Annotated in this window: 20 protein-coding genes; 12 read left to right on the plus strand and 8 right to left on the minus strand. The window is 65.9% G+C overall.

Going from position 1 to position 26,868, the window contains the following annotated elements:
• Positions 1 to 180: 180 nt before the first annotated feature.
• Positions 181 to 1,080 (minus strand): MazG family protein, encoded by a 900-nt coding sequence (locus tag ACWDUA_RS22300; RefSeq protein WP_449753200.1) that lies wholly within the window; start codon positions 1,078 to 1,080, stop codon positions 181 to 183.
• Between the two features lie 66 nt (positions 1,081 to 1,146).
• Positions 1,147 to 4,728, minus strand: coding sequence for a transcription-repair coupling factor (gene mfd / locus ACWDUA_RS22305; protein ID WP_449753201.1), 3,582 nt, complete (start codon positions 4,726 to 4,728; stop codon positions 1,147 to 1,149).
• A 124-nt stretch (positions 4,729 to 4,852) separates the two neighbouring features.
• On the opposite strand from mfd, the gene ACWDUA_RS22310 reads away from it, so the two are divergent.
• Entirely contained in the window at positions 4,853 to 5,647 is a 795-nt protein-coding gene (locus ACWDUA_RS22310) for a dioxygenase family protein (protein WP_449753202.1), read from the plus strand.
• 15 nt (positions 5,648 to 5,662) lie between these two features.
• On the opposite strand, the gene ACWDUA_RS22315 is transcribed toward ACWDUA_RS22310, so the two are convergent.
• Positions 5,663 to 6,412: a TetR family transcriptional regulator gene (locus ACWDUA_RS22315; RefSeq protein ID WP_449753203.1), complete on the minus strand. Its 750-nt coding sequence runs from the start codon at positions 6,410 to 6,412 to the stop codon at positions 5,663 to 5,665.
• A gap of 263 nt (positions 6,413 to 6,675) precedes the next feature.
• Here ACWDUA_RS22315 and ACWDUA_RS22320 point away from each other — a divergent pair, with 263 nt between their 5' ends.
• From ACWDUA_RS22320 to ACWDUA_RS22335, 4 genes are read left to right on the plus strand one after another with little or no spacing between them, the layout of a single operon-like run.
• The gene (locus ACWDUA_RS22320) at positions 6,676 to 7,320 is read left to right on the plus strand and encodes an ABC transporter permease (RefSeq protein ID WP_449753204.1); all 645 of its coding nucleotides are present in this window, start codon (positions 6,676 to 6,678) and stop codon (positions 7,318 to 7,320) included.
• Positions 7,317 to 8,567, plus strand: coding sequence for an ABC transporter ATP-binding protein (locus ACWDUA_RS22325; RefSeq protein WP_449753205.1), 1,251 nt, complete (start codon positions 7,317 to 7,319; stop codon positions 8,565 to 8,567). Before ACWDUA_RS22320 ends, ACWDUA_RS22325 begins: the two co-directional genes overlap by 4 nt.
• Positions 8,564 to 9,310 (plus strand): ABC transporter permease, encoded by a 747-nt coding sequence (locus ACWDUA_RS22330; protein ID WP_449753206.1) that lies wholly within the window; start codon positions 8,564 to 8,566, stop codon positions 9,308 to 9,310. Before ACWDUA_RS22325 ends, ACWDUA_RS22330 begins: the two co-directional genes overlap by 4 nt.
• Positions 9,310 to 10,299 (plus strand): glycine betaine ABC transporter substrate-binding protein, encoded by a 990-nt coding sequence (locus ACWDUA_RS22335; RefSeq protein ID WP_449753207.1) that lies wholly within the window; start codon positions 9,310 to 9,312, stop codon positions 10,297 to 10,299. The genes ACWDUA_RS22330 and ACWDUA_RS22335 overlap by 1 nt, the downstream gene beginning before the upstream one ends.
• A 17-nt stretch (positions 10,300 to 10,316) precedes the next feature.
• On the opposite strand, the gene ACWDUA_RS22340 is transcribed toward ACWDUA_RS22335, so the two are convergent.
• The gene (locus ACWDUA_RS22340; RefSeq protein ID WP_449753208.1) at positions 10,317 to 11,006 is read right to left on the minus strand and encodes a TetR/AcrR family transcriptional regulator; all 690 of its coding nucleotides are present in this window, start codon (positions 11,004 to 11,006) and stop codon (positions 10,317 to 10,319) included.
• 208 nt (positions 11,007 to 11,214) lie between these two features.
• Here ACWDUA_RS22340 and ACWDUA_RS22345 point away from each other — a divergent pair, with 208 nt between their 5' ends.
• The gene (locus ACWDUA_RS22345; RefSeq protein WP_449753209.1) at positions 11,215 to 12,402 is read left to right on the plus strand and encodes a protein kinase domain-containing protein; all 1,188 of its coding nucleotides are present in this window, start codon (positions 11,215 to 11,217) and stop codon (positions 12,400 to 12,402) included.
• Here ACWDUA_RS22345 and ACWDUA_RS22350 read toward each other — a convergent pair.
• Positions 12,389 to 12,994 (minus strand): FMN-binding negative transcriptional regulator, encoded by a 606-nt coding sequence (locus tag ACWDUA_RS22350; protein ID WP_449753210.1) that lies wholly within the window; start codon positions 12,992 to 12,994, stop codon positions 12,389 to 12,391. The two genes, ACWDUA_RS22345 and ACWDUA_RS22350, sit on opposite strands and share 14 nt — an antisense overlap.
• 104 nt (positions 12,995 to 13,098) lie before the next feature.
• Between ACWDUA_RS22350 and mgtA the strand changes: the two genes are divergently transcribed.
• The 4 genes from mgtA to tcmP all read left to right on the plus strand — a co-directional run bounded on the left by mgtA (position 13,099) and on the right by tcmP (position 20,089).
• On the plus strand, positions 13,099 to 15,669 hold the full coding sequence (mgtA, locus tag ACWDUA_RS22355; protein ID WP_449753211.1) for a magnesium-translocating P-type ATPase: 2,571 nt from the start codon (positions 13,099 to 13,101) through the stop codon (positions 15,667 to 15,669).
• A gap of 892 nt (positions 15,670 to 16,561) precedes the next feature.
• The gene (locus ACWDUA_RS22360; protein WP_449753212.1) at positions 16,562 to 17,617 is read left to right on the plus strand and encodes a tyrosine-type recombinase/integrase; all 1,056 of its coding nucleotides are present in this window, start codon (positions 16,562 to 16,564) and stop codon (positions 17,615 to 17,617) included.
• A gap of 137 nt (positions 17,618 to 17,754) precedes the next feature.
• Positions 17,755 to 18,684 (plus strand): hypothetical protein, encoded by a 930-nt coding sequence (locus ACWDUA_RS22365; RefSeq protein ID WP_449753213.1) that lies wholly within the window; start codon positions 17,755 to 17,757, stop codon positions 18,682 to 18,684.
• Positions 18,685 to 18,937: 253 nt separating this feature from the next.
• Positions 18,938 to 20,089 (plus strand): three-Cys-motif partner protein TcmP, encoded by a 1,152-nt coding sequence (tcmP, locus tag ACWDUA_RS22370; protein WP_449753214.1) that lies wholly within the window; start codon positions 18,938 to 18,940, stop codon positions 20,087 to 20,089.
• Here the strand turns inward: tcmP and ACWDUA_RS22375 are convergent.
• From ACWDUA_RS22375 to ACWDUA_RS22385, 3 genes are all read right to left on the minus strand, one after another.
• Positions 20,086 to 20,835: a DUF5131 family protein gene (locus tag ACWDUA_RS22375; protein WP_449753215.1), complete on the minus strand. Its 750-nt coding sequence runs from the start codon at positions 20,833 to 20,835 to the stop codon at positions 20,086 to 20,088. The genes tcmP and ACWDUA_RS22375 overlap by 4 nt on opposite strands.
• A 138-nt stretch (positions 20,836 to 20,973) precedes the next feature.
• The gene (locus ACWDUA_RS22380; protein WP_449753216.1) at positions 20,974 to 21,687 is read right to left on the minus strand and encodes a hypothetical protein; all 714 of its coding nucleotides are present in this window, start codon (positions 21,685 to 21,687) and stop codon (positions 20,974 to 20,976) included.
• A gap of 274 nt (positions 21,688 to 21,961) precedes the next feature.
• Positions 21,962 to 22,633 (minus strand): hypothetical protein, encoded by a 672-nt coding sequence (locus ACWDUA_RS22385; RefSeq protein ID WP_449753217.1) that lies wholly within the window; start codon positions 22,631 to 22,633, stop codon positions 21,962 to 21,964.
• A 59-nt stretch (positions 22,634 to 22,692) separates the two neighbouring features.
• Here ACWDUA_RS22385 and ACWDUA_RS22390 point away from each other — a divergent pair, with 59 nt between their 5' ends.
• Both ACWDUA_RS22390 and ACWDUA_RS22395 read left to right on the plus strand, forming a co-directional pair.
• Positions 22,693 to 22,953, plus strand: coding sequence for a helix-turn-helix domain-containing protein (locus ACWDUA_RS22390; RefSeq protein ID WP_449753218.1), 261 nt, complete (start codon positions 22,693 to 22,695; stop codon positions 22,951 to 22,953).
• 182 nt (positions 22,954 to 23,135) lie between these two features.
• Positions 23,136 to 26,868 (plus strand): DEAD/DEAH box helicase (locus ACWDUA_RS22395; RefSeq protein WP_449753219.1); only part of this gene is annotated, 3,733 nt, incomplete at its 3' end.

A 26,868-nucleotide genomic window follows, 5' to 3' on the forward strand; every position in this document is an offset into this window, starting at 1 on the left:
ACCTCAGAGGTGGTCACCACCCGACGTACGCTGCGGAGATTTCGACACGGGTCCTCGCTACGCTCGGTCCCGGCTCAATCAGCAAAGAACGCCCGGCTCGATCAGCGAAGAACCCCCGGCTCAATCACCGCGCCACACACGATGGTTGAGCTGAGCTCGGGACGCAACCGGGAAGCGCGGCTATTGCTGCCGGTCGAGGGCGGCGAGCCAGGCCTCGGGGGCGTCGAGGGTGATGCCGTCGGTCCGGGCCTGCTCCTCGAGGGCGCGGACCCCGTCCATCAGCTGCAAGGTGCGCTCACGCGCCTGCGCCTCGACGCTGTCGTCACCGGCGACAACTGTCACGGTCAGCACCGCCGGGTCGATCCGCTCCACCGGGTAGCCGGCCGCCGTCAGCCTTTCGAGCACCTTCTGTGTGAGCGCGAGGGCCGGCGCAGTGGTGGCGATCCCGTCGAGGACCGAACCCCGCTGCTTCTCGGCGGCCTTGCGTTCCTCCCATTCGCGGATCTGGGTCTCCAGATCCGAATGCTCCCCCGACAGCACACCCGGGGTGCGGCCGGACACCTTCTCGGTGAAACTGCGTGCCACAGCGTCGATGTCGAACGGCGCCGTGGGATCGTCGGCGGCGATGCGCGCGTGAAAGAGCACCTGCAACAGCAGATCCCCGAGTTCTTCGAGCAGGTCGGCCTGGTCCCCGCCGTCGATCGCGTCGAGCAGCTCGTAGACCTCCTCGAGCAGGTACCGACGCAGGGAGGCGTGGGTCTGGGTGCTCTCCCACGGTCCGTTGCGGCGCAGGGTGTCCATCAGCGCGACCGCCTCCAGCAGATCGCTGCCGGGTGGGATCGCCGACGCGATCACCTCGTCGCCGTGCGCGATCCGGGCCTGCACCAACGGGTGCGAGGCATCGGTGGACACCAGCGTCCCGGCGGTGTCGGTCTCGACGAACACCGGCTCGAAGTGGTCGAGCTGCCACAGGATCGACGTCGGGACGTCCTCGGTGACGAACACGGCACCCGCCAGGTGGGCACGGGCCCGCACCGGGATCATGTCCGGTCGGTGCGGGTCGAGCAGAACCACCGTCATCCGAATGCCTTTCGCCGTACTGCCGGTCGTCTCCGACGTGTCTGCCGTAGACGTTAGTGCCGCGGGTCAGTCATCCATCGGTTTGAGCGTCTTGAGGAATGTCACCAGATAGTCGATGAGTTCCTCGTCGCGCAGCCGTGCCGACCCCACACCGCCGGTCCGCGGGATCGGCAGCGTCACCAGTTCCGTGGTGGCGCGATACGACGCCGCCGAGTACAGGCGCTTGAGCCGTACCTGCTCACTGTCGAGCAGATACAGCGGCGAGATCTTCACATTGGTGCCGACCGCACCCAGCTCGGCGATCCCGCGTTCCCGACACCGCAGCCGCAGCCGTGCGATCGCCGCGAGCCGGGTCGTCTCCACCGGCGGCTCACCGTAGCGGTCGAGCAGTTCGGCCATCGCCGCATCGACGTCGGCGTCGGAGGCCGCCGCGGCGAGCTTACGGTAGGCCTCCAGGCGAAGCCGGTCGGAATCGACGTACTCCACCGGGATGTGGGCGTCGACGGGCAGGTCGATGCGGACCTCGGTGGTCTCCTCCGTGGTCACCGGCTTGCCGTCGGCGGCCGCGCGATAGGCCTCGACCGCCTCGCCGACCAGCCGCACGTACAGATCGAAGCCCACACCGGCCACGTGCCCGGATTGTTCTGCACCCAAGACGTTTCCGGCGCCACGCAGCTCGAGATCCTTGAGCGCCACCGCCATTCCCGCGCCCAGCTCGTTGTTCTGGGCGATGGTGGCCAGGCGATCGTAGGCGGTCTCGGTGAGCGGCTTCTCCGGGCTGTAGAGCAGATAGGCATAGCCCCGCTCGCGACTACGCCCGACGCGGCCACGGAGCTGATGCAACTGCGACAGACCGAGGTTCTCGGCGCGGTCGACGATGAGCGTGTTGGCATTGGAGATGTCCAGGCCGGTCTCGATGATCGTGGTGCAGACCAGCACGTCGAAGTCGCGGTTCCAGAACCCCGACACCGTCTTCTCCAGCTGGTCCTCGTTCATCTGACCATGGGCCACCACGACTCTCGCCTCTGGCACCATGTCGGCGATCTGCTTGGCGGTCTTGTCGATGGTCGACACCCGGTTGTGCACGTAGAAGACCTGCCCGTCCCGCAACAGCTCCCGGCGGATCGCGGCGGCCACCTGCTTGGGGGCGTACGCGCCGACGTAGGTGAGCACAGGGTGCCGCTCCTCGGGCGGGGTGAGGATGGTCGACATCTCCCGGATGCCGGCCATCGACATCTCCAGGGTGCGCGGGATCGGCGTCGCCGACATGGTCAACACGTCGACGTGGGTGCGCAGGGACTTGATGTGCTCCTTGTGCTCGACGCCGAACCGCTGTTCCTCGTCGACGACCACCAGACCCAGATCTTTCCAGATCACGCCGGTCTGCAGCAGACGATGGGTACCGATCACGATATCGGCCTCACCGGAGGCCATCTCCGCGATGATCTCCTTCGACTCCTTGGCGTCGGTGAAGCGGGACAATCCCCGGACCCGCACCGGGAAGCCGCTCATCCGCTCGGCAAAGGTCTGCAGATGCTGTTGCGCGAGAATCGTTGTCGGGACGAGTACGGCGACCTGCTTGCCGTCCTGGACCGCCTTGAACGCCGCGCGCACCGCGATCTCGGTCTTGCCGTAGCCGACGTCGCCCACGATCACACGGTCCATCGGGACCGCCTTCTCCATGTCGGCCTTGACCTCGCCGATCACCGTCATCTGGTCGACCGTCTCGGTGAAGTCGAACGCATCCTCCATCTCATGCTGCCACGGGGTGTCCGGGCTGAAGGCGTAGCCGGGGGCGGCATGGCGCGCCGCGTAGAGCTGGACGAGTTCACCGGCGATCTCGCGAACCGCCTTGCGCGCCTTGCGTTTGGTGTTCTGCCAGTCGGAACCGCCGAGCTTCGACAGCGATGGCTGCTCGCCGCCGACATATCGCGACAGCTGATCGAGGGCGTCCATCGGCACGTACAGCCGGTCGCCGGGCTGCCCGCGCTTGCCGGCGGCATACTCGAGAACGAGATACTCACGGCGCGCACCGGATACGGTGCGTTCGATCATCTCGACGAACTTGCCGATGCCGTGTTGGTCGTGCACCACGAGGTCGCCGGCGCTGAGGGCGAGCGGATCGACCTGGTTGCGCCGTTTGGCGGGGAGCTTGCGACCGTCGCGGACCGTGGCGACCCGCGATCCGGTGAGATCGGCCTCGGTGACGACGACCAGTCCGGCGGATGCCGCGATGATGCCGTGCCGCAGGGTTCCGCCGTAGACGGTGACCTCGCCCGGCGCAGGACGAGCGCCCGGTTCGGCAACGGTGTGCGGGACCTCGGCGTCGGCGAGCCGCTCGGCGAGCCGCTGCGCGGTTCCCTTGCCCGCCACCACGATTGCGGCGGGCTTGTCGGTGGCGACGTGTGCGCGCAGCATCGTGAACGTCGCGGCGATCTCGTCCTCTTTGCCGTGTGGGGCCGGGCCCGGCTGGAGGTCGAGCTCGAGTTGGTCCCCGAATCCGGTGGACAGCGGGCTGATCGTCCACCACGAGCGTCCCGCCTCGAGGGTGGCGGCGAGCACGTCGTCGAGCGGACGATAGGCGCTGGCCTGCAGGTTGATCCCGCTGCCGCCACCGGCGGGGCGGCCGTCGATCGGGGCGGAGGCCCCCATCGCCGCGGCGTTCCACGACGCCTCGAGGAACTCCGCGCCGGTCGCGGCGAGGTCGGCCGCGCGGGTGCGGACCTTCTCCGGGTCGAGCACCAGTACACGGGTGCCGTCCGGGACCACCTCGGTGAGCAGTTGCATGCGCCCCTCGACGAGCGCCGGGATCAGCGCCTCCATCCCCTCCACCGGGATGCCCTCGGAGAGTTTGGTGAGCATCTCGGACAGCGAGGCGTCGCCCTCGTTCTGGGCGGCGAGCTCGGCGGCGCGCCGGCGCACCCGGTCGGTGAGGACCAGTTCGCGACATGGGTGGATCTGCACCAGCGACGCGTCGACCTCGGGCTGACTGCGTTGGTCGGCGACAGAGAAGGCGCGCATCTCGCTGATCTCGTCCCCCCAGAACTCCACACGCACCGGGTAGTCGGCGGTGGTCGGGAAGACGTCGAGGATGCCGCCGCGGACCGCGAACTCACCTCGGCGACCCACCATGTCGACGCGCTCGTAGGCCATCTCGACGAGATCCTCGAGCAGTTTCTCGAAGTCGAGCTCGATTCCCTCACGCAGGGTGATCGTGCGGACCTCCCCGAGGCCCGGGGCCATCGGCTGCACCAGCGAACGCACGGTCGTGACGATGACCTTGAGCGGATGCTCCCCGGGCACGGCGAGTCGGTGCAGCACGGCCAACCGCTGGCCGACGGTGTCGGCGCTCGGCGACAGGCGTTCGTGCGGGAGGGTCTCCCAGGACGGGAACTGCGCCACCGACGCCGGGTCGTCGAGCAGTTCGCGCAGTTCGGCGGTCAGATCGTCGGCCTCGCGGCCGTTCGCCGACACCACCAGCAAGGGTGCCGGGGCGGCGTGGGCGAGAGCGGTGACCACGAACGGGCGGGCTGCGTCGGGGGCGGTGATGTCGAGGCGTTCGGTGTCGCGCCGGTCGGCCAACGCCGCCAGAGACGAATCCGAGCAGGTGACCGCGGCGAGCCCGGAGAGGGCGGGTGAGGACGACACTCTTACAGAGTCTAAGCCGTGACCTCCGGTCGACACCCGCGGCATCCGTACTGCGGGAGCGGTCGGGATCCACCCGGGCGAATACCGCGGAAACAAAACGGACCGGAGTACTGTTTTGTAGGATATGGCCATGTCAGAAGCGCCGTCACGCACCCCCGCCCTGTTCCTCAGCCATGGCGCCCCGCCGCTCGTCGACAGTGAGAGATGGGTCCGCCAACTCACCGAACTGTCCGGCGATCTGCCCCGCCCCACCGCGATCCTGGTGGTCTCGGCGCACTGGGAGGCAGCGCCGCTGACCATCGGCTCCACCGACCCACACACCCCGCTGACCTACGACTTCTGGGGTTTCCCCGAGCGGTACTACCGGACCACGTACTGGTCGCCGGGTGCCCCGGAGCTGGCCGCACGTGTGGCCGCGCTGATGCCCGACGGCGAGCCGATCGCCCACGACCACCGACGACGCCTCGATCACGGGGCCTACGTGCCGCTCACCGTCATGTACCCCGAGGCCGAGATCCCGGTCCTGCAGATCTCCCTGCCCACCCTGGACCCCGAACGCCTGATCTCCCTCGGCCGACGGCTCGCGCCGTTGCGCGACGAGGGTGTGCTGATCATCGGTTCCGGGTTCACCACCCACGGACTGCCCTATCTCACCGACCCACGACCGGAGGCCACCCCGCCGACCTGGTCGGCCGAGTTCGACGCCTGGGCCCACGAGCGCTTCGCGGCCGGCGACGTGGAATCGCTCATCGACTTCCGCCGCCGTGCACCGGGGATGCCCTACGCCCACCCGACGATCGAGCACTTCGCACCGCTGTTCGTCACCCTCGGCGCCAGCGACGACCCCGAGCAGCATCCCGACCAGGTGATCGACGGCTTCTGGATGGGACTCGCCAAGCGCAGCATCGTGCTGAATTGACCGGTCCCGGTCTCGCTATTCCGCGGCGGGAGTCGGATCGTCGGTGACCGACGGGTCGTCGGCATCGGGCGGACCGTCGGTGGTGGTCCGTGCGGTCGGCTCGGAGTAGTCCGGACCCACCAGGTGTGGATGGGGATCGAGTCGCGTCAGGCCGTTCCAACACAGGTTCACCAGGTGGGCGGCCACCACTTCCTTCGGCGGTTCGCGGACGTCGAGCCACCACTGTGCGGTCACCGACACCATGCCGACCAGCGCCTGGGCATAGAGCGGCGCGAGCTTCGGATCGAATCCTCGCCGCTCGAAGTCCCCGGCCAGGATGTGCTCCACCTGGCTGATCGCGTCGTTGAGCAGACTCGAATACGTGGTGGCATCGGAACTGGCGGTGCTGTCGCCACGAACGAGAATCCGGAACCCGTCGGTGCGTTCCTCCACGTAGGTGAGCAGGGCGAGGGCCACCTGCTGGATGCGGTACAGCGAACGGTTGCGGGTCAGCGAGGACGTGACCATCTCCAGGAGGGTCTCCATCTCGCGGTCCACCACCACCGCATACAGGCCTTCCTTGCCGCCGAAGTGCTCGTAGACGATCGGCTTGGAGACCCCGGCACGCTGGGCGATCTCCTCGATCGACGTCGCCTCGAAGCCCCGCTCGGCGAACAGCCCCCGCGCGACCTCGATCAGCTGGAGCCGCCGCTGCGCGCCGGTCATCCGCGAGCGGGGTGCGCGTTGCACCGCACCGCTCTTGTCGGGGGGTCGACTCACTGCCATGGGGCCAGCTTATCGACCGCCGGCGCTCCCCACCGACACGTCGCATCGTGCCGGGTTGCGGCCACGACGAGCCGAAGTGACCAGACTGTGACCTCATCGATATGTTCCCAGGTGGTCGGGGTCGGATTCTGGCGGAACCCCGCTTCATGGTCGACCGATCCCACCGATTTGCGCGGATTCGGCAACCGCCCCGTCTACGGTCGATCGAGGACCCGCCCGGGTGGCGGCGGGCAGTCACCGGCGCCCATGGAAGGGGTTTCGATGTGCATCTCTGGGACTACATCAGCAACCACGCGAGCAATCTGACCTTCCTCACCTATCAGCATGCGTCGCTGGCGTTCCAGACCGTCCTGATCGGGACGCTCATCGCGATCGCCGTCGCCGTCGCCGTCTACCGACTCCCGCTGGGATCCTCGCTGACCCTGACCACCAGCCGTGTGGCGCTGACGGTTCCGTCGCTCGCCCTCCTCGCACTGCTGATCGTCCCCTTCGGCCTCGGCGTCGTCCCGTCGTTCATCATGCTGGCGTTCTTCGCGACGATGCCGGTGGTCGGCAATGCCATCGTGGGTCTCCGTTCGGTGCCCCCGGCAGTGGTGGAGTCCGCACGCGGAATCGGTTTGCCGCGCTGGCGAATCCTGCTCACCGTCGAGCTTCCGATCGCATGGCCGGTGATCCTCACCGGCATCCGCGTCTCCACCCAGATGATCATCGGTGTCGCGGCGATCGTCGCCTACGTGCTCGGCCCGGGACTCGGATCGTTGATCTTCAGCGGACTCTCGCGCCTCGGCGGCGCCAACGCACTGGAAATGGCCTTGACCGGAACGATTCTCATCGTGATCGTCGCACTCGTCTTCGACGCGCTGCTCGTTCTGCTCGGTCGGCTCACCATCTCGAGGGGACTGACATGACACCACCGGACACGGTCACCGGAGCGTCCATCACGCTCGACGGCGTCGTGAAACGCTATCGCGGACAGACCAAACCGGCCGTCGAGAAGCTCGATCTCGAGATCGAGGCCGGCCACATCGTGGCCTTTGTCGGACCCTCGGGATGCGGTAAGACGACGACCCTGAAGATGATCAACCGCCTGATCGAGCCCACCGAGGGCCGGATCTTCATCGGCGGTCGGGACGTCACCCGCGAGAACCCCGACAAACTGCGTCAGTCGATCGGGTACGTGATCCAGTCCGGCGGCCTGTTCCCGCACTGGGATGTCGCCAAGAACATCGGCGCCATCCCCCGCGTGCTCGGCTGGGACCGCAAACGCATCACCGAACGCACCGAGTACCTCCTCGACCTGGTGGGGCTCGACGTCGCCGATTTCGCCCACCGGCTACCCAAGGACATGTCCGGCGGCCAGCAGCAACGCGTCGGCGTGGCCCGCGCCCTGGCCGCCGATCCCCCGGTCCTGCTGATGGACGAACCGTTCGGCGCGGTCGACCCGATCACCCGGGTCCGATTGCAGGACAGCCTGATCGGAATCCAGAAGGAACTCGGCAAGACCATCGTGATCGTCACCCACGACTTCGAGGAGGCCACCAAACTCGGCGACGAGGTGCTGATCCTGTCCGAGGGTGGTCACATCGAGCAGTACGCGACACCGGAGGAGATCCTGGCCAACCCGGCCACCCCGTTCGTCGAGGAATTCGTCGGATCCGGTGCCACCCTGGCGCACCTCACCCTCGCCCGGGTCCGCGACGTCGCCCTCGACTCGGTGGTCACCGCCCGGGTCGGCGAGTCCTCGGACGCCGCCGTGCACCGGGCTCGTGCGGCCGGGCAGCGGTGGCTGGTCACCGTCGACACCCAGGGACGTCCGCTCGCCTGGCCGTCGCTCGACGAGGTGGCCACCAAACCCCAGGTCACCGGCTACGTCGACCATCGCCTGCCGGTGGTGGCGTCGTCGTCGACGCTCAACGACGCCCTCGACAGCATGCTCGCCGCCAGCCAGGGCGGAACCCTGGTCACCAATTCGCGTGGGGCGGTGATCGGTTCGCTCGCCATCGGGTCGGTCATGGAGATCATCCAGGGTCGAATCGCCGAGGTCCGCGACGACGACCACTCGACATACACCGAACACACCGAAGCAGACGAACAGCCCGCGGCGGGCGAACCGACCCGGAGCCCGGCGCCGACCGAGAGCGACTCCTCGTCATGACCGCTCTCACCGCCCGGGTGCGACGCCTGCCGATGGATGTGTGGTTCGAGCCGCTCGTCATCGTCGTCGTGGGCGCCGGCTACGTGATCTGGTATCTCAACACCACCTTCACCGAGACCGAGAGCGCCGCACTGACCTGGTCGAGCCTGCAGACCACCATCCTCGACCACATCAAGCTCACCGCGGTGGCGACCGTCATCGTGGTGGTCGTCGCGATCCCACTCGGCATCGTGCTGACCCGGCCGTGGGCCAGGCTGCTCAATCCGATCGCGATCAACCTCGCCAACGTCGGGCAGGCCGCGCCCGCCGTCGGTCTGCTGGTGCTGTTCACGTTCTGGCTCGGCACCGGTTTCCGGACCGCGGTCATCGGCCTGGTGGTCTATGCGGTACTGCCGATCCTGCAGAACACCATCGTCGGACTCCGGCAGGTCGACCAGCGCACCGTCGAGGCCTCCCGTGGGATCGGGATGTCGGCGGTGCGCACCCTGGTCCTGGTGGAGCTGCCGCTGGCGGTACCGGTGATCCTCAACGGCGTGCGCACCGCACTGGTGATCCTGGTCGGTACCGCCACCCTGAGCACCTTCATCGGTGCAACCAGCCTGGGCACCCTGATCACCACCGGGGTGACCCTGTTCCTGCCGAAGCTGCTCATCTCCGGCGCCATTCTGGTGGGCCTGTTGGCGCTCATCGTCGACTGGCTCGGCCGGCTCGTCGAGCTGGCCGCGACCCCACGGGGGATCTGATGCCCATCGCACGGCTCCGCACCGCGACACTCGGGCTCGCGGTGGCGATCCTCGGCGTCCTCACCCTCGCCGGGTGCGGTCTCGTCAGTTCGTCGGGCACCTTCCACGAAGCGTCACTGCCGGACGGGAAGACACCGCTCGCCGGTGCCCAGATCACCGTGACGTCGAAGAACTTCACCGAGAGCATCCTGCTCGGCAAGATCGCCGCCACCTATCTCGCGGCGGCGGGCGCCGAGGTCAGCGACCTCACCAATGCGCCCGGATCGGCGTCGAGCCGGCAGGCGATGCTCAACGGCAGTGCCGACCTCGCCTGGGAGTACACCGGCACGGCATGGGTGACCTACCTGCACGAGACCCAGGTGATCGCCGATCCCACCGAACTGTGGCAGAAGGTCCACGACGTCGAGCTCGCCGAGAACCACCTCGTGTGGCTACCGCCGGCGAACTTCAACGACACCTATGCGTTCGCGATGTCCTCGGCCACCGCGCAACGCCTCGGGATCACCCGGATGTCGCAGATCGCACAGCTGCCGGTGTCCGAACGCACCTTCTGCGTCAACGACGAGTTCTTCTCCCGTCCCGACGGCTTCCTGCCGATGCTCAAGACCTACGGCATGCCCTACGACAGCCCCGACGGTGTGCCGTCGGCCAATGTGACCCAGATGGACTCGGGCGTGGTCTACACCTCCACCGCGAAGAGCTCACCGTGCAACTTCGGGATGGTCTACACCACCGACGGGCGGATCAAGAACCTCGATCTGACGGTCCTCGAGGACGACGAGCACTTCTTCCTGCCCTACAGCGGAACCGTCGTGGTCCGCGAGGACGTCCTCGACGCCCACCCGCAGATCGCCCCACTGATGGCCACCGTGTCCGAACGCCTCACCGACGACCTGCTGCAGGAACTCAACGGCCGCGTCGACATCGACGGCGAGGACCCGTCCGATGTTGCCTACGACTGGCTCGTCAGTGAAGGACTGATCACCTGACCGCGCGGCACGCGCGGTCAGTCCTTGGCCGAGAACGCCCTCCGCCGCGCCGCTTGAAGGGTGTCGCGCTGCGCGATGGTCATCTGGTCCTCGGTGAGCGCGGCCACGGTCAGCTCCGCGCGCACCGGTTCGGTCCGGATGCTGTCGAGCAGCAGTTCCAGGTAGCGACGCCAGGTGCCGGGCACCGCCGACTCGGTGACCTCGGCGACCGCGGTGAGCATGGCGACGATCGCGAACATGTCACTGGCCGCCAGATCCGGGCGCAGCACGCCTGCGGCCAGCGCCCTGTCGAACACCGCCCACGCCTGCTCACCGAGGTCGGTCTTGAGTGCGGCGATCTCGGGGTGCTCGTGATCGGTGCGGGTGATCACCGCGCGAAGCCCGCGGTCTGCGGCCATCGATCCGACGACGCCGCCCACCATCTCGACCACACCGGACCACGGGTCGGGGTTGTCGCGCGCTGCGCGGGCATGGTCGACGACCTCGTGCAGATGCTCGACGAGCACGCCCGCGATCAACTCGTCGCGGTTGGCGAAACGCCGGTAGACGGTGCCCACCCCGACACCGGCACGCTCGGCGACGTCGTCGAGTGAGACGTCGAGTCCACGGTCGGCGAACAGTTCCCGCGCGGCGGCGATGATGCGCCGCCGGTTGCGTTCGGCGTCGACGCGCAGCGGACGCCGGTTCTGCTCTGCTCGGCTCCCCATCGTCACAGGCTAGACGCTCGACCTACCCGATCCGAGGGCGGTGTCGGGTCCGATCTGTCGGATACCACGATCCCCGGCATGACCACACCGTCCGAACAGCGGACACATCCATCCACCGACTGCGAGTCCGGCTGCCCCGACGTCCGATGAGCGGGTAGCGTACCCGCAGAGAACCGGCGCCCCACGTGGCAGGAGGACACACCGCACGATGCATGACCCTGCCGATCGGAGCGGCTCCACGCTGGGTGACTACACCCTCGAGCGGCTCCTGGGTCGCGGCGCGATGGGCGAGGTCTATCAGGCCCGCGACGAGCGCCGCGGACGCACCGTGGCGTTGAAGCTGTTGGCCCCGCAGTACGCCGGGGACAGTGTGTTCCGCGAGCGGTTCCTCCGCGAGTCCCGGATGGCCGCACAGCTCAACGATCCGCACATCATCCCGATCCACGACTGGGGTGAGATCACCGGCCATCTCTTCCTCGACATGCGGATCGTGTCGGAGGGAGCCGATCTGCGGGGTCTGCTGGCGGGAGGGCCGTTGCCGGCCGATCGGGTCGTGTCGATCATCGAGCAGGTCGCCCATGCCCTCGACGCCGCGCATGCGGCCGGGTTGGTCCACCGCGACGTCAAACCCGACAACGTCTTGATCGACGGCGGCGACTTCGCCTACCTCACCGACTTCGGGCTCGCCCAGACCACCACCGACCCCCGGCTCACCGACACCGGGGCGGCCGTCGGGTCCTTCGCCTACATGGCGCCCGAACGATTCGGCGCGGGCAACATCGCCACACCCGCCGCCGACATCTATGCACTCACCTGCGTTCTCGTCGAATGCCTCACCGCCGCACCACCTTTCGGAGCCGGCGACCTCCAGATACTGGTGGCCGCACACCTGAACCAGCCGCCACCTCTGCTGGGCAGCCCGTTCGATCCGGTGATCGCGCGCGGCATGGCGAAGAATCCGGTCGACCGGTTCGCGACGGCCGGCGAGATGGCACGCGCCGCACGAGACGCCCTCGAGGGACGTCTGGTGATGCTGCCTCCGCCACACGCCCCCGTCCCCCACACGACCGCCCCGATGGTGTCGGCACCGCCCGTCGTGTCCACCCCGCCGCTCCCGCCCGCCACACGGGCCCCGCAGGGTGTCCCGGGCGGGAATCCCGGCCTCCCGCCGATCATCCCGATCCCACCGACGGCACCACCCCACGTCACCGGGGGGCCCGGTCCGGCGCCCTTCGGGCCACCGACGCCGATGGCGGCACCGTCGGCGATGTCGGGTCCGCCCGGACCGTACCGCCCCGACAACTCCGGCGTGCGGGTCGCGGTGATCGTGGGCGCGTCACTGTTCGTCCTGCTGATCGTGCTGGTGGTGGCGGCTATCGCGATCATCGTCTCCTGACGTCCGCGCGCATCCGCTCCATCCAGGCGGCCAGTTCGGGATCATCCACGCCCGAGACGATGGCGCGGAAATCGTGGTCGTTCTCGTCCTGCCCGAGTTTGAACGTCGAATGGACCGCGTCGACGTGCGCGCGGAACGCCGTGATGTAGCGGCGCAACAGGTCATAGCGCTCCCCCATCTCCAACGGCTCCCACGGCTCGCGGTGGTCGGCCTCGACGGCGGTCGCGAGCGTGCTCAGTGCGTCGTCGAGCTCGTCGGGAACCATCTCGATCCGCGCCCGGACCCGGATCACCGCGTAGTTCCAGGTGGGGCCCCACGTCGGATCGCCGACCAGGCGCGGCGAGATGTAGCCCTGCGGCCCCTGGAACAGGATGGTGACGGTGGGGTCGTCGGCGAGTGCCGGGAGCATCGGGTTGCGGCGGGACAGATGCCCGAACAGTGCGACGAGCTCGGTGTCGGCCATCTCCGGCAGCAACGGCAGCGGGGTGGCGGTGAACGGGTCCGCGGTCGGGATCACCCAGGCGAGCGGGTAGGCGCGGATCAACGCCTCGACGTCGCCGGGATGGTGCGGCGGATACTGCGGGTAACCCATGGGTTCAGTATCACCGTGGGCTCGGAGGAGGGCTCCGGCCGGTGTCCCCCGGGCCGACGACACCGACGCCGCATTCCCTGGAGATGATCGTATGATCAGCGAACGTGCAGACAGAGTCGCCGCCGTGGGCGTCACCACCGGATCAGTTGGCCCGCGAGTTCTCTTCCGGACCAGACGGACTCAGCGCCGACGCCGCCCATGCCGCGCTCCCTGCCACCCGCGCGCGTGCGGTGTCGACGTCGCACGCCAACTCGGCCTGGCGTCTGCTGGCGCACCAGTTCACCAGCCCGATCATCCTGATCCTGGTGGTGGCCACCCTCATCTCGGGGCTGCTCGGCGACTGGCTCGACGCCGCCATCATCCTGACGATCGTGCTCCTGTCGGGACTTCTCGACTTCGTCCAGGAACGCGGCGCCCAGTCGTCGATGGACCGGCTGCTCGGCACCATCCGGTTGTCGGCGACGTGCCGGCGCGACGGCGCCGAGGTCGAGGTCCCGTTCGACGAGGTCGTGCCCGGTGACGTGATCGTCATCCGTGCGGGCGACATCATTCCGGCCGACGCGGTGGTGGTGGCTGCCACCGATCTCCAGCTCGACCAGTCGAGCCTCACCGGTGAGACGTTCCCGGCGACCAAGTCACCTCAGGTCCTCGACCCCGGGACCGAACTCGCCGACCGCGCCAACATGGTCTTCGCCGGCACCCACGTCCAGTCCGGATCGGGGCGGGCGATGATCGTGGCCACCGGTCGGGACACCGAGTTCGGTGGCGTGGCAGCATCGTTGGGGAAGAAGCAACATCCGACCGGATTCGAGCGCGGGATGACCCGGTTCGGCCTGCTGTTGACCCGGGTGATGGTGGTGCTGGTCGCGGTGATCTTCGTGGTGAACCTCGTCCTGCATCGCGCAGTGATCGACTCCGCCCTGTTCTCGTTGTCGCTCGCGGTGGGACTCACCCCGCAGCTGCTGCCCGCCATCGTCGGCCTCTCCCTGGCACAGGGATCGAAGGTCATCGCCCGTCATCGGGTGATCATCAAGCGACTCAACGCGATCGAGGATTTCGGCGCGATGACCACGCTGTGCACCGACAAGACGGGCACGATGACCCTCGGCCGGATCGACCTGTCCGGGGCCCTCGACCTGACCGGTCAACCCGATGCCGGCCTGCTGCGTGTCGCCGCGCTCAACGCGACATTGCAGACCGGTCTGGTCAACGCGATGGACGCGGCCATCGTCACCGCGGCGACGGCCGCCGGCGTCGACCTCGACGGTGCCCGGGCGCTCGGCGAGGTGCCCTACGACTTCGTCCGCAAGCGTCTGTCGGTCCTGGTCGACGACCGGGCCGGGAGTGCCGGCCGCCCGCTGCTGGTCACCAAGGGCGCGGTCGAGAAGGTCTTCGAGGTCTGCGACACCGCTCGGACCGCCGACGGCCTCGTCCCGCTCGACGATGTGATCGCGTCGGTCCGCGACGTCGTCGCCGGGCTCGGAGCGCAGGGATTCCGGGTGCTGGCGGTCGCGACAAGGGAATCCGCGTCCGCGGCTGTGGAGATGGGTCCGGCCTCGGAGACCGGGCTGACCCTGGTCGGGCTGCTGAGCTTCGCCGACCCGGTGAAACCCGACGCGGCGAGCACTGTCGCGGATTTCGCCGACGCCGGGGTGACTGTCCGGATGATCACCGGTGACGCACTGCCTGTGGCCACCCACATCGCCGGCGAGCTCGGCCTCGATCCTCGGGCGGTGATGACCGGTCGGCAGATCGACGACGCCGACGACGCCGAGCTCGCACGCCGACTGCCGGCCGTCCGCGTGTTCTGTGAGACCACCCCGCACCACAAGGAGCGGATCGTCACGGGTCTGACCGCCGCCGGGCAGATCGTGGGATACATGGGCGACGGGATCAACGATGCCCCGGCGCTGCACGCCGCCGATGTCGGGATCTCGGTCAAGGGCGCCGCCGACGTCGCCGCGTCGTCGGCGTCGATCGTGATGCTGGAGAAGGACCTTCGCAGCCTGCTCGACGGGATGCGTGCCGGGCGTCGCACCTTCGCCAACACGATGAAGTACATCCAGATGACGACGAGCGCGAACTTCGGGAACATGATCTCGATGGCGATCGCGTCACTGGTGCTGCCGTTCCTGCCGTTGCTGGCCGCGCAGATCCTGGCGATCAACCTGCTGTCGGATCTGCCCGCGGCGGCCATCGCGACCGACCGCGTCGACGATCGGCAGGTGGCCTCGCCGCAGCGCTGGGACATGCGGTTGATCGTCAACTACATGGTGGTCTTCGGGGCGATCAGCTCGATCTTCGACCTGGCCGCGTTCGCGGTGCTGCGGCTGGCGGTCGGCGCCGGGGAAAGCGAGTTCCAGGCCGCGTGGTTCCTGGCGTCGGTGCTGACCGAGGTGTTCATCCTGTTCATCCTCCGGACCCGCGGTCCGGCTTGGCACAGTCGTCCGAGCGGCATGCTGATCGGGTTGTCGGCGGGTGTGGTGGCGGTGGCCTTCGCACTGGTGCTGACCCCTGCCGGCACCATCCTGCGGTTGTCGGTGCTGCCGTTGTCGCTGGCCGCGCTGATGCTGGCGATCGCCGTGGCCTACGCGGCGGCCACCGAGATCGCCAAACCACTGTTCTGGCGACGCAACGAGCATCGCGCCCGACGGGCGGGCGTCGAGTCCGCCTAGCGGGATTCACAGGCCCTCGGGTTCGGGGCCACCCGCCCGCCGAGTCTCGACCACACGCCTCGGGCCTGTCGTACGTTCGGGTGGATCGTCGCCGTTGGTCATTGTGCTGCAGGCTGACACACGCCGGGGTGCGTGCAGTCAGTCGTGATGACCGACCGATCGGCACGGGCGCCGGTTTTCTCCCCACCAACGCCCGGGGGGGTGCGACACACCTTGGTGGCCGCCCATCTCGGCGTGCGCAAAGGCGTTCTGGCATATCGGGAACTCGGGTTCAGCACCGACTCGCCGACCGTCGACGTCTGTGATCGATTCCGAGTGAAGCTGCGAACTACGTTGTGCCCCTTACCACCACGAGCCGCCTGCATATGCCACGACTCGACAGTTGACCGGCAGTGCAGGCGTAATCGGCAGCGCGTCGGTGAGCGGCGGACTCCCAGCCGACCCGATGGAGATCCTGACGGAACCCTCGCCAGACCCAGGCCGGTGCGGGTGACACCTGATCGGAATCGTTCGTCTTTCGTATGGCCACGTGCGACATCCGCATCCAACGAATGGAGCGTAAGCAAAACCAGCTCTGGGCTGGCAGTGCCCGCTGCTCCCCCACCAGGGCTCGAACCTGGTTGCACTTGAGGACCCATTCACTTGTGTTACCAGGCGACAAGGCGTGCATATTGCCCGGTGAGAGCGACTCTAGCCGCGAGCACTGACCAGTGCAAGCATCCACGCGCTACCATCCATATGAGCCACGATATCGACATGACTGAGCACGAGTGAGCACCGAGAAGCATGGGTGACGATCGGAGGACGAGCCTTGCCGAGTAAGCGCCGACGACGCGGTTGGGGTTATGTCCGTGCGCCCCGTTCGGCGAGTTGTCGCTTCGCGGCCGCGTACATGCACATCCACGATGGCACCCTGACGAGGTTCAACGCGCCGAAGACATTTGATACGCGGATGGCCGCGGAGGCATGGCTCCATAAGGAGCGCCAACTGATCGACCAGGCCACCTGGACACCGCCAGCCGAACGCGCGAAGGCTGCGGCTCGCTCGTCAATTCGATTGCGGGAGTTCGCAGAAGACGCACTCGCTGGCCGCCGCCTTCAGCCGACGACCCGCTCGAATTACAAACGGCTATGGGACACACGCATCGAGCCGGGCCTCGGCGACCTCGTTGTTCGCGACATCACGGCCGACGACCTCCAGGAGTGGTGGCGGAACCTCGGCGTCGAACACGAAGCGAGCCGCGCTCATGCATGGAATCTGCTCAAGTCCCTGCTGAAGGAAGCCGTCGAACGCGAGATCATCACAAGCAACCCGGCCGACAGCCCGCGATTCAAGCGCTACGGGAAACGCCCCACTCGACGCCAGATCATCCTCCTCACCCCCTTGGAGATCAGCGAAACTGCGACGAAGTTGCCCAGCTACTATGCGATCGCGCTGCCCATCATGGCCTGGTGCGCATTGCGGTACGCCGAGGTGTCAGAGCTTCGCGTGAAGGACATCGACGACGGTCCGGACGGCATGGTGATCCATGTCCGGCGTTCAGCTCCACTCGTCGACGGCGTGCCCGTCGTCAAGCAAGGCAGCAAGTCTGATGCGGGTACTAGGGATGTGTGGGTACCGCCCAACTTGGCTGAGACGATACGCCAGCGACTGAAAGCGATTAACAAACAACCGAACACACTGGTAGTAACCAACTTTCGCGGTGATCGGCTACCTCGTGCGACTTTCACCAAGGCGTTCAAAACCGCGCTGCCGTCGGCGAAATCGGACATGAATGTCCACGCGCTGCGGCATACTGGCGCAGTACTCGCGGCCCAAGCGGGCGCATCGACGGCCGAGCTGCAGGAGAGGCTCGGCCACGCCACACCGGGCATGGCAATGTCCTATCAACACATCGCGCAAGGTCGCCAAAGAACGATTAGCAACAACATGGATAACCTCAGGTAGTAGATCGTCAGCTGCACGCCAGTCGTATTGAACGGCCATCGTTCAACACAGGAGCCGAAGCCGCTCGAAAGGTGCTGCTACACGCCGTGTCGAGGAAGAACGATGGCAAGCTGGTGTCACTTCACTACCCTTGCCTGGTGACCTTCGCTATCGCCGAGATACTTGCGGACACCGACGGCCGCGTCACCATGCTCGCCGACACAAAGGTGACCCATGAGACCGACGAAGCGTGGAACCGACAGGTTTATACGCGGCCAATGCTGAAAATCGTTGTCGTCGATGACGACGTTGCGGTCGCCGTCGCCGGGAACTGGCCTCAGAGTTCGATTCAGCGTGCGGTCGGTTTGCGAGGCCGCACACCCGCCGAGGTTGTCGAGGCGCTGAAACAATTCAGCGCAGAAATTTCGCGCGAGCACGGCGCTCCCAAGTCATTTCTAATAGCGAAACGCGCGCCGGGTCCGCGTCTTTGGCGAATCCGCGAAGGAGAAGTAGACGCGGCTGACGAGAAGGCTCCGCGCCTCTGGATAGGCGATCGAGCGGGCTTCTCAGCGTTTCAGTCGGTCTATCTCACCGAGATCCTAGATCAGCCTCTGGAACGCCGTCTCGCCGTCGCCACACAGGCGGCTGTCGCTATCGGCGATGTCGCCTCCGTCGGCGGTTACGTCACGCGGGTGACAGGCAGCGCGAATCGGCCGTTCCGATTCCGCAGTGATCCGTCCGGATCGGGGCCATGGGAGACCGAAGGACGCATCGTCGAACGGGATGGATCACCGGTACTGCAAATGCGGGTGCCCCCAGGCGTCGATCCTTCGCAACACAGCCGCATTGGTGTACCGGGTTCCGACCACACATTCGGAGCGATGGCCTTCTACAGCCCGGAAACGAAAACCGCACGGTTGTGGACCCACGACACCCCATGGGAGCTCCCGATTGAATTGCGTGGCGTCGATTCCCTTCCCGATCTCGTACGCCGCGCCGCTCAGGATTACGGACAGTCACTGGCTTCGGTGAAGCTCATCAACATTGACGACTGCCGGATGGATGCCGCGATCATCCGAGAGCTGTAGACGCACGGCGCACTCGATATCGCGTAGTCAGACGGCGGTCGCAACGTAGATCAGTTCCTGATGAATCATGCCGAACCAGCTTCAGAATGAATCCGAGTAGCCAGAAGCCGAAAGCCCTGACGGGCGCCGATGCTTTGCAACACACCCGCCACGGGCCCGCCTCGTTGCCGCAATGAGCGGATAGCATGGACTAACAGGATTGTCGCCCGTAACTCCGGCTCACGGTGCGACGGGTAGAGAGTGAGACCGCCCGATGGCGATCGGCACAGACGCGGGCCTGCTCGACAGCCCCAGACCGCAGTCCGTCTACAAGCACGGAATCATCGAACAGTACGTGCAGCGCTACGCCGTCATGACGGCCAGCAGACTCAATCCCAAACGGTGCGTTCTGTTCGACGGCTTCGCCGGCCGTGGCCGCTTCGAGACCGGTGAAGCGGGCTCCGCCGAGCACATGATGCTTGCAGCGCAGAAGTCCAAGGCGTCGACCCAAGTCGACCTGCTTCTTGTGGAGAAGGACGAAGAGTCCTACCAGTCGCTGACCGCGGTCGCCGACGAGTACCGCAACCGGGGAATCCGCGTCGACAGCTTCAACGGCGACTGCGCGAGCCACCTCGACGACATGTATTCCTTGGCCCAGGATGCCAGCCTATTCGTCCTGCTCGACCCCTGCGGGGCCGTACTGCCTCCAGACCAGATCCGGGACATCCTCATGACGCGAGGAAAGTGGCCTCGGAGCGAGGTGCTCCTGAACTTCAGCGCGGACCTGATCCGGCGTGCGGGCGGACAGCTCAAGAAATGTCAGCTCGACCTCGGCGGAGTCGACAAGGCCGACTCGGTATGTGGCGGCAGGTGGTGGCGGGACGTGGCCCTGAGAGCACATGCGGAATGCGATGAGCTGAGCTGGGAGACTGCTGCCGAACTAGTCGCGGCCGAGTACGCCCGCCGCCTCACCGCAGGCACCGGGTACGGGTCAATAGTTGCCCCGGTTCGGCGACAGTTTCATCACCAACCCGTCTACTTCCTCATCTTCCTGACCCAGGACCCGCACGGCATTTGGGTGTTCGGCGCAGCTGCCTCCAAGGCCCGCGAGAAGTGGATCGAGTTCCTCGGTCCCGATCCCGACGAGGCGCAGTTTGCACTGTGGGACACCGTCAGGGAGCAGCTCGACCGCGAGCACGCCACAGCGATCGCGACGATCACCGACAACTTGCGGATGTTGACGGCCGACGGGCACCAGAAGCGCGTTGTCCAGTCCGTGAAGGAGATCTTCGGAGACGTCTACGGCGAGGCAAAGGAGACAGCATTCTCCGCAGCGCTCCGCGCGCTGGTCACTTCCGGCGAGGTTGAGTACGTCATCAAGGGCAAGAAGCCCCACCAGCACGTCATCCGCCGACCGGCACTTTAGGCAGATACTCGGCCCAGGTCGGGCATGTCGTCCCAGGTTCGACCGCCCAATTCACGACCATTGGCTTTGGGGGTACGCCCGCCCCACTGCTTGAAGAAGAACGCCACGCCCTCCTCGACACACTGGTCGCGGATCTCCTCAACCCAAGCTGGGTCCATCGGGCGCGCCCGCGGGCCTGACTCACCGCCAGCAATTACCCAGCCGATGCCGCCCAGGTCGAGCTCCGGCAGCGCAGTGAGTAGCGGCTCGCACGAAAGAAACCTTGTCGTCGCTGGCACCGACCGCAGATGGTCGATCCGGTCGACGACGTCGGCGGACTCCACCGACACGCCCATCCAGAGGTTGTCGGGCCAATCAAGCTTGTCAGCAACACGCGTGAGCCGGTGTGCTCGTTTAGTCAGCACCTGGTATGTGTGCTGCGGCGTCGAGCGGATGACATCGAACACCTCCGCTATGAAGTCGAGCGGAACCTTGGCGTGGAACAGGTCACTCATCGAGTTCACGAACACGACCTTCGGTGCTCGCCACCGCAGTGGCTGCTCCAGGGCACGCGGATGGATGGTCACACCGAAGCCCGGTCCGGACGTCCGCGAGTCACCATCGTTCTGGTACTTCTCAGCGCCCATCGCTTTGAGTCGCTTTGCTAGTGCGAGCGCGTAGCAATTGTCACACCCCGCAGCGACGCGATCGCAGCCGGTGACCGGGTTCCAGGTCACCTCGGTCCACTCGATCGCGGTACTGGCCACCACAGTCCCACCTTTCACATCTGTCACAGGCAGTCTGTACGTCATGCGGCCGCCTGGCAACCCCGGCACGCCGCTGTCGCTCGTGTCTCACATCTGCACTGGCTGTTGACGTGACGTGCACTGTGCCTCCAGCTGAGGTCAGTCGGTTGCCGCCTTCTCGCGGAGCTGATCGACGTAACTCCGCCCGAGTCGCCTGCTCGTCTTCGGTCGCTTGCCGACGTTGATGTCGTCGACGTACTTAGCCAACTGAGCAGGGTTGTCACCCGACCACCCGTTCGCCAGGGCCCAACCCTGCATTGCTTTGCCGTCCATAGGGACGCCTGACTCGTGAAGGGCCCGCAGAACGCCCACTACGTCGTCCTTCTCGTAGCCCGCCTTAATTGTGTTGTTGTGGTTGATGGTCAGCGTGATGCTCTTGAGCGCCTCCAGCACGACTGGATCGAGCGGGTCTGTCAGCTTCTCCCATGGCGATCCGTCACCGAGGATCTTGGGTTGCGCGGCAGTCACCCACGGTCGGATTTCGTCCTCATCCCAGGTGACGACGCACAGCGCCCGAACGCGCGGGGCGAATCTCAGGAGCTCACCGATGCTGTCCATGCGAGGCCATGCCATCAGCACCGGACCGGGAGACGGCATGCTCAGACCTCTTCCGGTGATGTGCTCGACGTCGCGGTATCGATTCACGAAACGTTCCAACTCCGGGCAGTTCTTTAGATTCGACACCAACGACGTCCACACAGAGATCACATCTCCGTCCTCCGCGTGGCCCGCGCACCACTCGATAGCAGCGTCGAGCCCGTGATCGTCATAACTCGCGACCGCCTTCGGGTAATCAGTTGTCAGGTCGAACATGGCGTCTCCTCTGGGGTTGATCACATCGAAGGTATCGAGGACTCCGACAAACCCCACAAGTCTCCGAGCCGCACCCCCAATGACCCATTTCCTTGAGCCAGGCCTGGTGACTAAGACCTTCGAACGTCACCAACGACTCAGTGGGTGATGATCTTTCGTCGCGTTGCCGCAATGCTCCCTAGCGCATTCACCGCGGCCCGCCTTGGCGCGTCATCGGCTTTTGCTCCGCACCAACGGCAGCGTCGGGAGTGCTGGCGTGGCAGCATAGAGTCCATCAACTCATCTCAAGTTGAGTCCGAGCCCGGCGCCGTTCCGCCCACTCCGCCGCAACCATTCGGCCCTCCTCGTAGAGCCGTTCGACCACCTCAGCCCGATGCAGCCTCTCCTGCTCAGCCATTTGCTCTCTACGCTCGTCGTACTGCCGCCGCTCATCCGCGTCGAGGTGGCCGTAACAATGCGGCAGGAACTCGTTCGGGCTCATCCACGTTGCAGGCTTCGTGCACGTGCGACCCTTAGACTTCGCGAAGGCGGAGCAAATCGGACGCTCCGCGCTCGTCTCGCTGAACTGCTGGTGACTGTCCAAGACGCCCTCGATAGCCTCGTCAGCCATCGGGAAGCGAACCGTGGGCACTGCCGGCTTCACACGCGTCGCGCCGTTTCGCACTGCTTTCGAGTGTCGAGCGTAGATCGCACGAGGACGCGACAGATCATCGGTCCATGACTCGCCCAACTCGGCGTGCTTGTTCAACAGACTCGCTGCTCCAAACGCATTAACGGCTTCGCCGCGAGCGACGTCGACGACCTCGCCCAGCTCGTCAAGGTTGAGCGCCGCCTCGTCGGAGAGCATCAACAGGACTGCTCCGCATTCATCGAGCACCGTAACCATCTCGTCGAGAATCGCCATCGCCATCGGCGAGGCCCACTCTCTGCGCATTTCCGGTCCCACGTCAACAAAGTACTACTAGTAGTGCAGACTTTGCGGTAGTCATCCTTGGTACTTGGTGGGTGCCAACTCGCCCATCTCAAGTCGATCCGCGTCGACTGGAGTCGTGGGCTCGGCACCGCAAAGCCGTCGGCCAACGAATCAGGACACTCCGAATCGAGCAAGGGCTGACTCAAGAAGCATTGGCACTGGAGTCAGGGGTCACCCGCAACGTCCTCATCCAGGTGGAGCACGGGCGGCGCGGCCTGCTCTACGAGCGCCTGTTCGATATCGCGGAAGTGCTGGGCGTCGATGCTGGCAAGCTGCTGACGCCCGAGCGATGAGCGAGAACAGCCGAAACGGGTACGTACACCCGCCGCCTCCCGTGTTCACGCTGCCACTGGGAGAGATCAAAGCCCGCGCACCCTCCGCGACGCGCTGGACCGAAGCGCGAGTGCCCCGACGCGAGCCTCCCGCCCGATAGGGTTTCGCGACAGACGGCCCGATCGACTGGAGGCAACGGAGTATGGGTTCGATTCACGAGGTGATGGCGGCATTTCGCGAAGCGCCGTCGAACTCCGAACGTGGCACCAAGTTCGAGAAGCTGATGGTCCGCTACTTCGAACTCGACCCGATGCTCTCCCAGCAGTATGACGCGGTGTGGCGCTGGATCGACTGGCCCGGGCGTCAGGGCAAACCTGACACCGGCATCGACCTCGTCGCCCGAGAGCGCGACAGCGGCGAGTACACGGCGATCCAGTGCAAGTTCTACGAACCGACCCATACTCTGCGCAAAGAAGACATCGACTCGTTCTTCACCGCGTCAGGCAAGAAGCCGTTCACCAACCGCATCATCATCTCGACCACCGACCGCTGGGGCAAGAACGCCGAGGACACACTCGACGACCAAACCATCCCGGTGCAGCGCATCGGCCTCGCGGAGATCGCCGACTCCCCCATCGACTGGGATGTGAGCCTGGTCGACGGTGAGGTCGAAGTTCACCTCGCCGAGGCAAAGCGGCACGAGCCGAAGCCGCATCAGGTCACCGCGATCGAGAAGGTTTTCGCCGGCTTCGGCAAGGGCGACGATCGCGGTAAGCTCATCATGGCCTGCGGCACCGGAAAGACCTTCACGGCTCTCAAGATCGCCGAACGCACGGCGACCGAGAATGCTGGCAACGCACGAATCCTCTTCTGCGTCCCATCCATCTCGCTGCTCTCCCAGACATTGCGCGAGTGGACTGCGCAAACTCAGCTGGACCTCCGAGCCTTCGCAGTCTGCTCCGACACCAAGGTGTCGCGCGCCGCCGAAGACATCAGCTCCTACGACGTCGCGGTACCGGTCACCACCAACGCCGACAGACTGGTCGCGGAGATGTCACATCGCAAGCGCGCCAAGGGTTTAACGGTGGTGTTCACCACCTATCAGTCGCTGCCGGTCGTAGCGCAGGCGCAACGTGATGGAGTGGACCCCTTCGACCTGGTGATCTGCGACGAGGCGCACCGAACGACAGGCGTCACACTTGAAGGTGCCGACGAGTCGAACTTCGTCCGCGTCCACGACAGCCAGTACATCAAGTCAGCGCGACGGCTCTACATGACGGCCACTCCTCGGATCTTCGACGAATCGGTCAAGACGAAGGCGGACGAGCACTCCGCCGAGATCACGTCGATGGACGACGAGGGCAAATACGGACCCGAATTCCATCGCTTGTCGTTCGGCGAGGCCGTCGAACGCGGACTGCTCACCGATTACAAAGTCCTCGTCCTCACCGTCGACGAGGAGATGGTCGCCGCTCCCCTGCAAACCCAGCTCGCTGGCCCCGACGGAGACCTGCGCCTCGACGACGCGACCAAGATCGTCGGCGCGTGGAACGGCCTGGCCAAGCGGGCTGGGCGCACCCCGGATGGCACCGGCTTCGCCCCGGGCGAGCCACCGATGCGTCGAGCCGTAGCATTCGCGAAGGACATCGCCGCCTCCAAAAAGATCGCTGAGCTGTTTCCCCGCGTTGTGGACACCTACCGCGACATGCTCACCGACAGCATCGACGAGGGCCACGACGTCAACACCACCAATCTTGATCTGGGCGTGAAGGTTCACCACGTTGATGGCACTTACAACGCCCTCGAACGCAACCGCGAACTCCAGTGGCTCAAAGCGCCACTCCCAGACAATGAGTGCCGCATCCTCACCAACGCCCGATGCCTGTCCGAAGGCGTCGACGTGCCCGCGCTGGATTCCGTGATGTTCCTGCACCCACGTAACAGCGTTGTCGACGTCGTGCAGTCCGTCGGCCGCGTGATGCGCAAAGCAGAGGGCAAGGACTACGGGTACATCATCCTACCGGTGGCTGTCCCTGCCGGAGTCGCACCGTCACAGGCACTCTCGGACAACCGCCGCTTCAAGGTGGTGTGGCAGGTCCTCAATGCACTGCGTGCCCACGACGACCGCTTCAACGCAATGGTCAACTCGATCGCACTGAACACCTCCGCCGAGCTTCTCGCGACCGGCCAGGGTTCCGACCAACTCCTTGGCGGGCACATCGGCCCGACCACGGAGAACCCGGAGACCATCGGCAGCGGTGAAAGCTCCGGCAGCGCTACTAACGGCGCGAACGACAACCCCGCCAACGGCATCACCGACGGCAGCGGAGCCAGTGGTGGAAGTATGGCGCAACAGATGGCGCTGTTCTCCCTGTCCGAGTGGCAGGAAGCCATCTACACCCGCGTCGTCGACAAGGTCGGTACCCGCACCTATTGGGAGGACTGGGCCAAGGACGTCGCTGACATCGCCGCGGCGTTGATCGCGCGGATCAAGGTCCTGATCGACGGAGCCAACCCGACGGTGACCAGGGCGTTCGAGAAGTTCCATAAAGGCTTGCAGGACAACCTCAACAACTCCATCACCCGTGACGACGCGATCTCGATGCTGGCGCAGCACCTGATCACTGCGCCGGTCTTCGACGCCCTGTTCGCCGGCCACGAGTTCGCGGCGCACAACCCGGTGTCGAGGACGATGCAGGCGATGGTCGACCAACTCGGCGGCGCAGGCCTCGAGGCCGAAACCGAGCATCTCGAAGGCTTCTACGATTCGGTGCGAATCCGGGCATCAGAGGTCACCACTGCCGACGGCAAGCAGCAGGTGATCGCGGAGCTCTACGAGAAATTCTTCAAGGTCGGATTCGCGAAACAGGCTGAGGCACTGGGCATCGTCTACACACCGGTCGAGATCGTCGACTTCATCCTCCGCGCCGCCGACCACGCTTCGCGTGAGGCGTTCGGTCGGGGCCTCACCGACGACGCCGTACACATCCTCGACCCGTTCACCGGCACCGGCACCTTCATCACCAGGCTCATGCAATCGGGCCTGGTGCGCCCGGAAGACCTGGCGCGCAAGTACGCCAGCGAGTTGCACGCCAACGAGATCATGCTGCTGGCCTACTACATCGCGGCGGTGAATATCGAGACCACCTACCACGCGTTGACCGAGACCGAGTACAGCCCGTTCGAGGGCATCGTCCTGACGGACACGTTCCAGATGACTGAAGACGACGACTCGATGGACACGGAGATGTTCCCGCAGAACAACTCTCGCATCGTGAAGCAGCTCGCGGCGCCGATCCATATCATCGTCGGGAACCCGCCCTACTCATCGGGCCAGGACTCAGCGAACGACCTCAACGCGAACCTCAAGTACCCGACGTTGGACAAGCGGATCGCCGACACATACGCCAAGCGTTCCACGGCGACGAACAAGAACAGCCTCTACGACAGCTACCTCCGGGCGTTCCGCTGGGCCACAGACCGTATCGGTGACCATGGCGTCGTCGCGTTCGTATCGAACGGCGGCTGGATCGACGGGAACACCGCCGACGGAATCCGCCTGTCCCTCGCCGATGAGTACAGCCGGATCTACGTCTACAACCTCCGCGGGAATCAGCGCACCTCAGGGGAACTGTCCAGGAAGGAAGGCGGCAAGGTGTTCGGTTCCGGCAGCCGCAACACCGTTGCGATCCTCATCGGAGTGAAGGACCCCGCCTGCACAGGCCCGTGCGAGGTCCACTATCGGGACATCGGTGATTACCTGCCCCGCGAGCGCAAGCTGGAGATCGTCGCTGGTGGTGATCTCGAATCTGTCGAGTGGCTAGGGCGTGTCTCCCAACCGTTGCAACCAGTTGAGGATGGCGTTGAGAGTCACCCCGGCCCGGTAGGTGATGGCGAGTTTGTCGTAGCGGGTGGCCAGTCCTCGCCATTGCTTG

The organism is Gordonia sp. NPDC003376 (assembly GCF_053589235.1).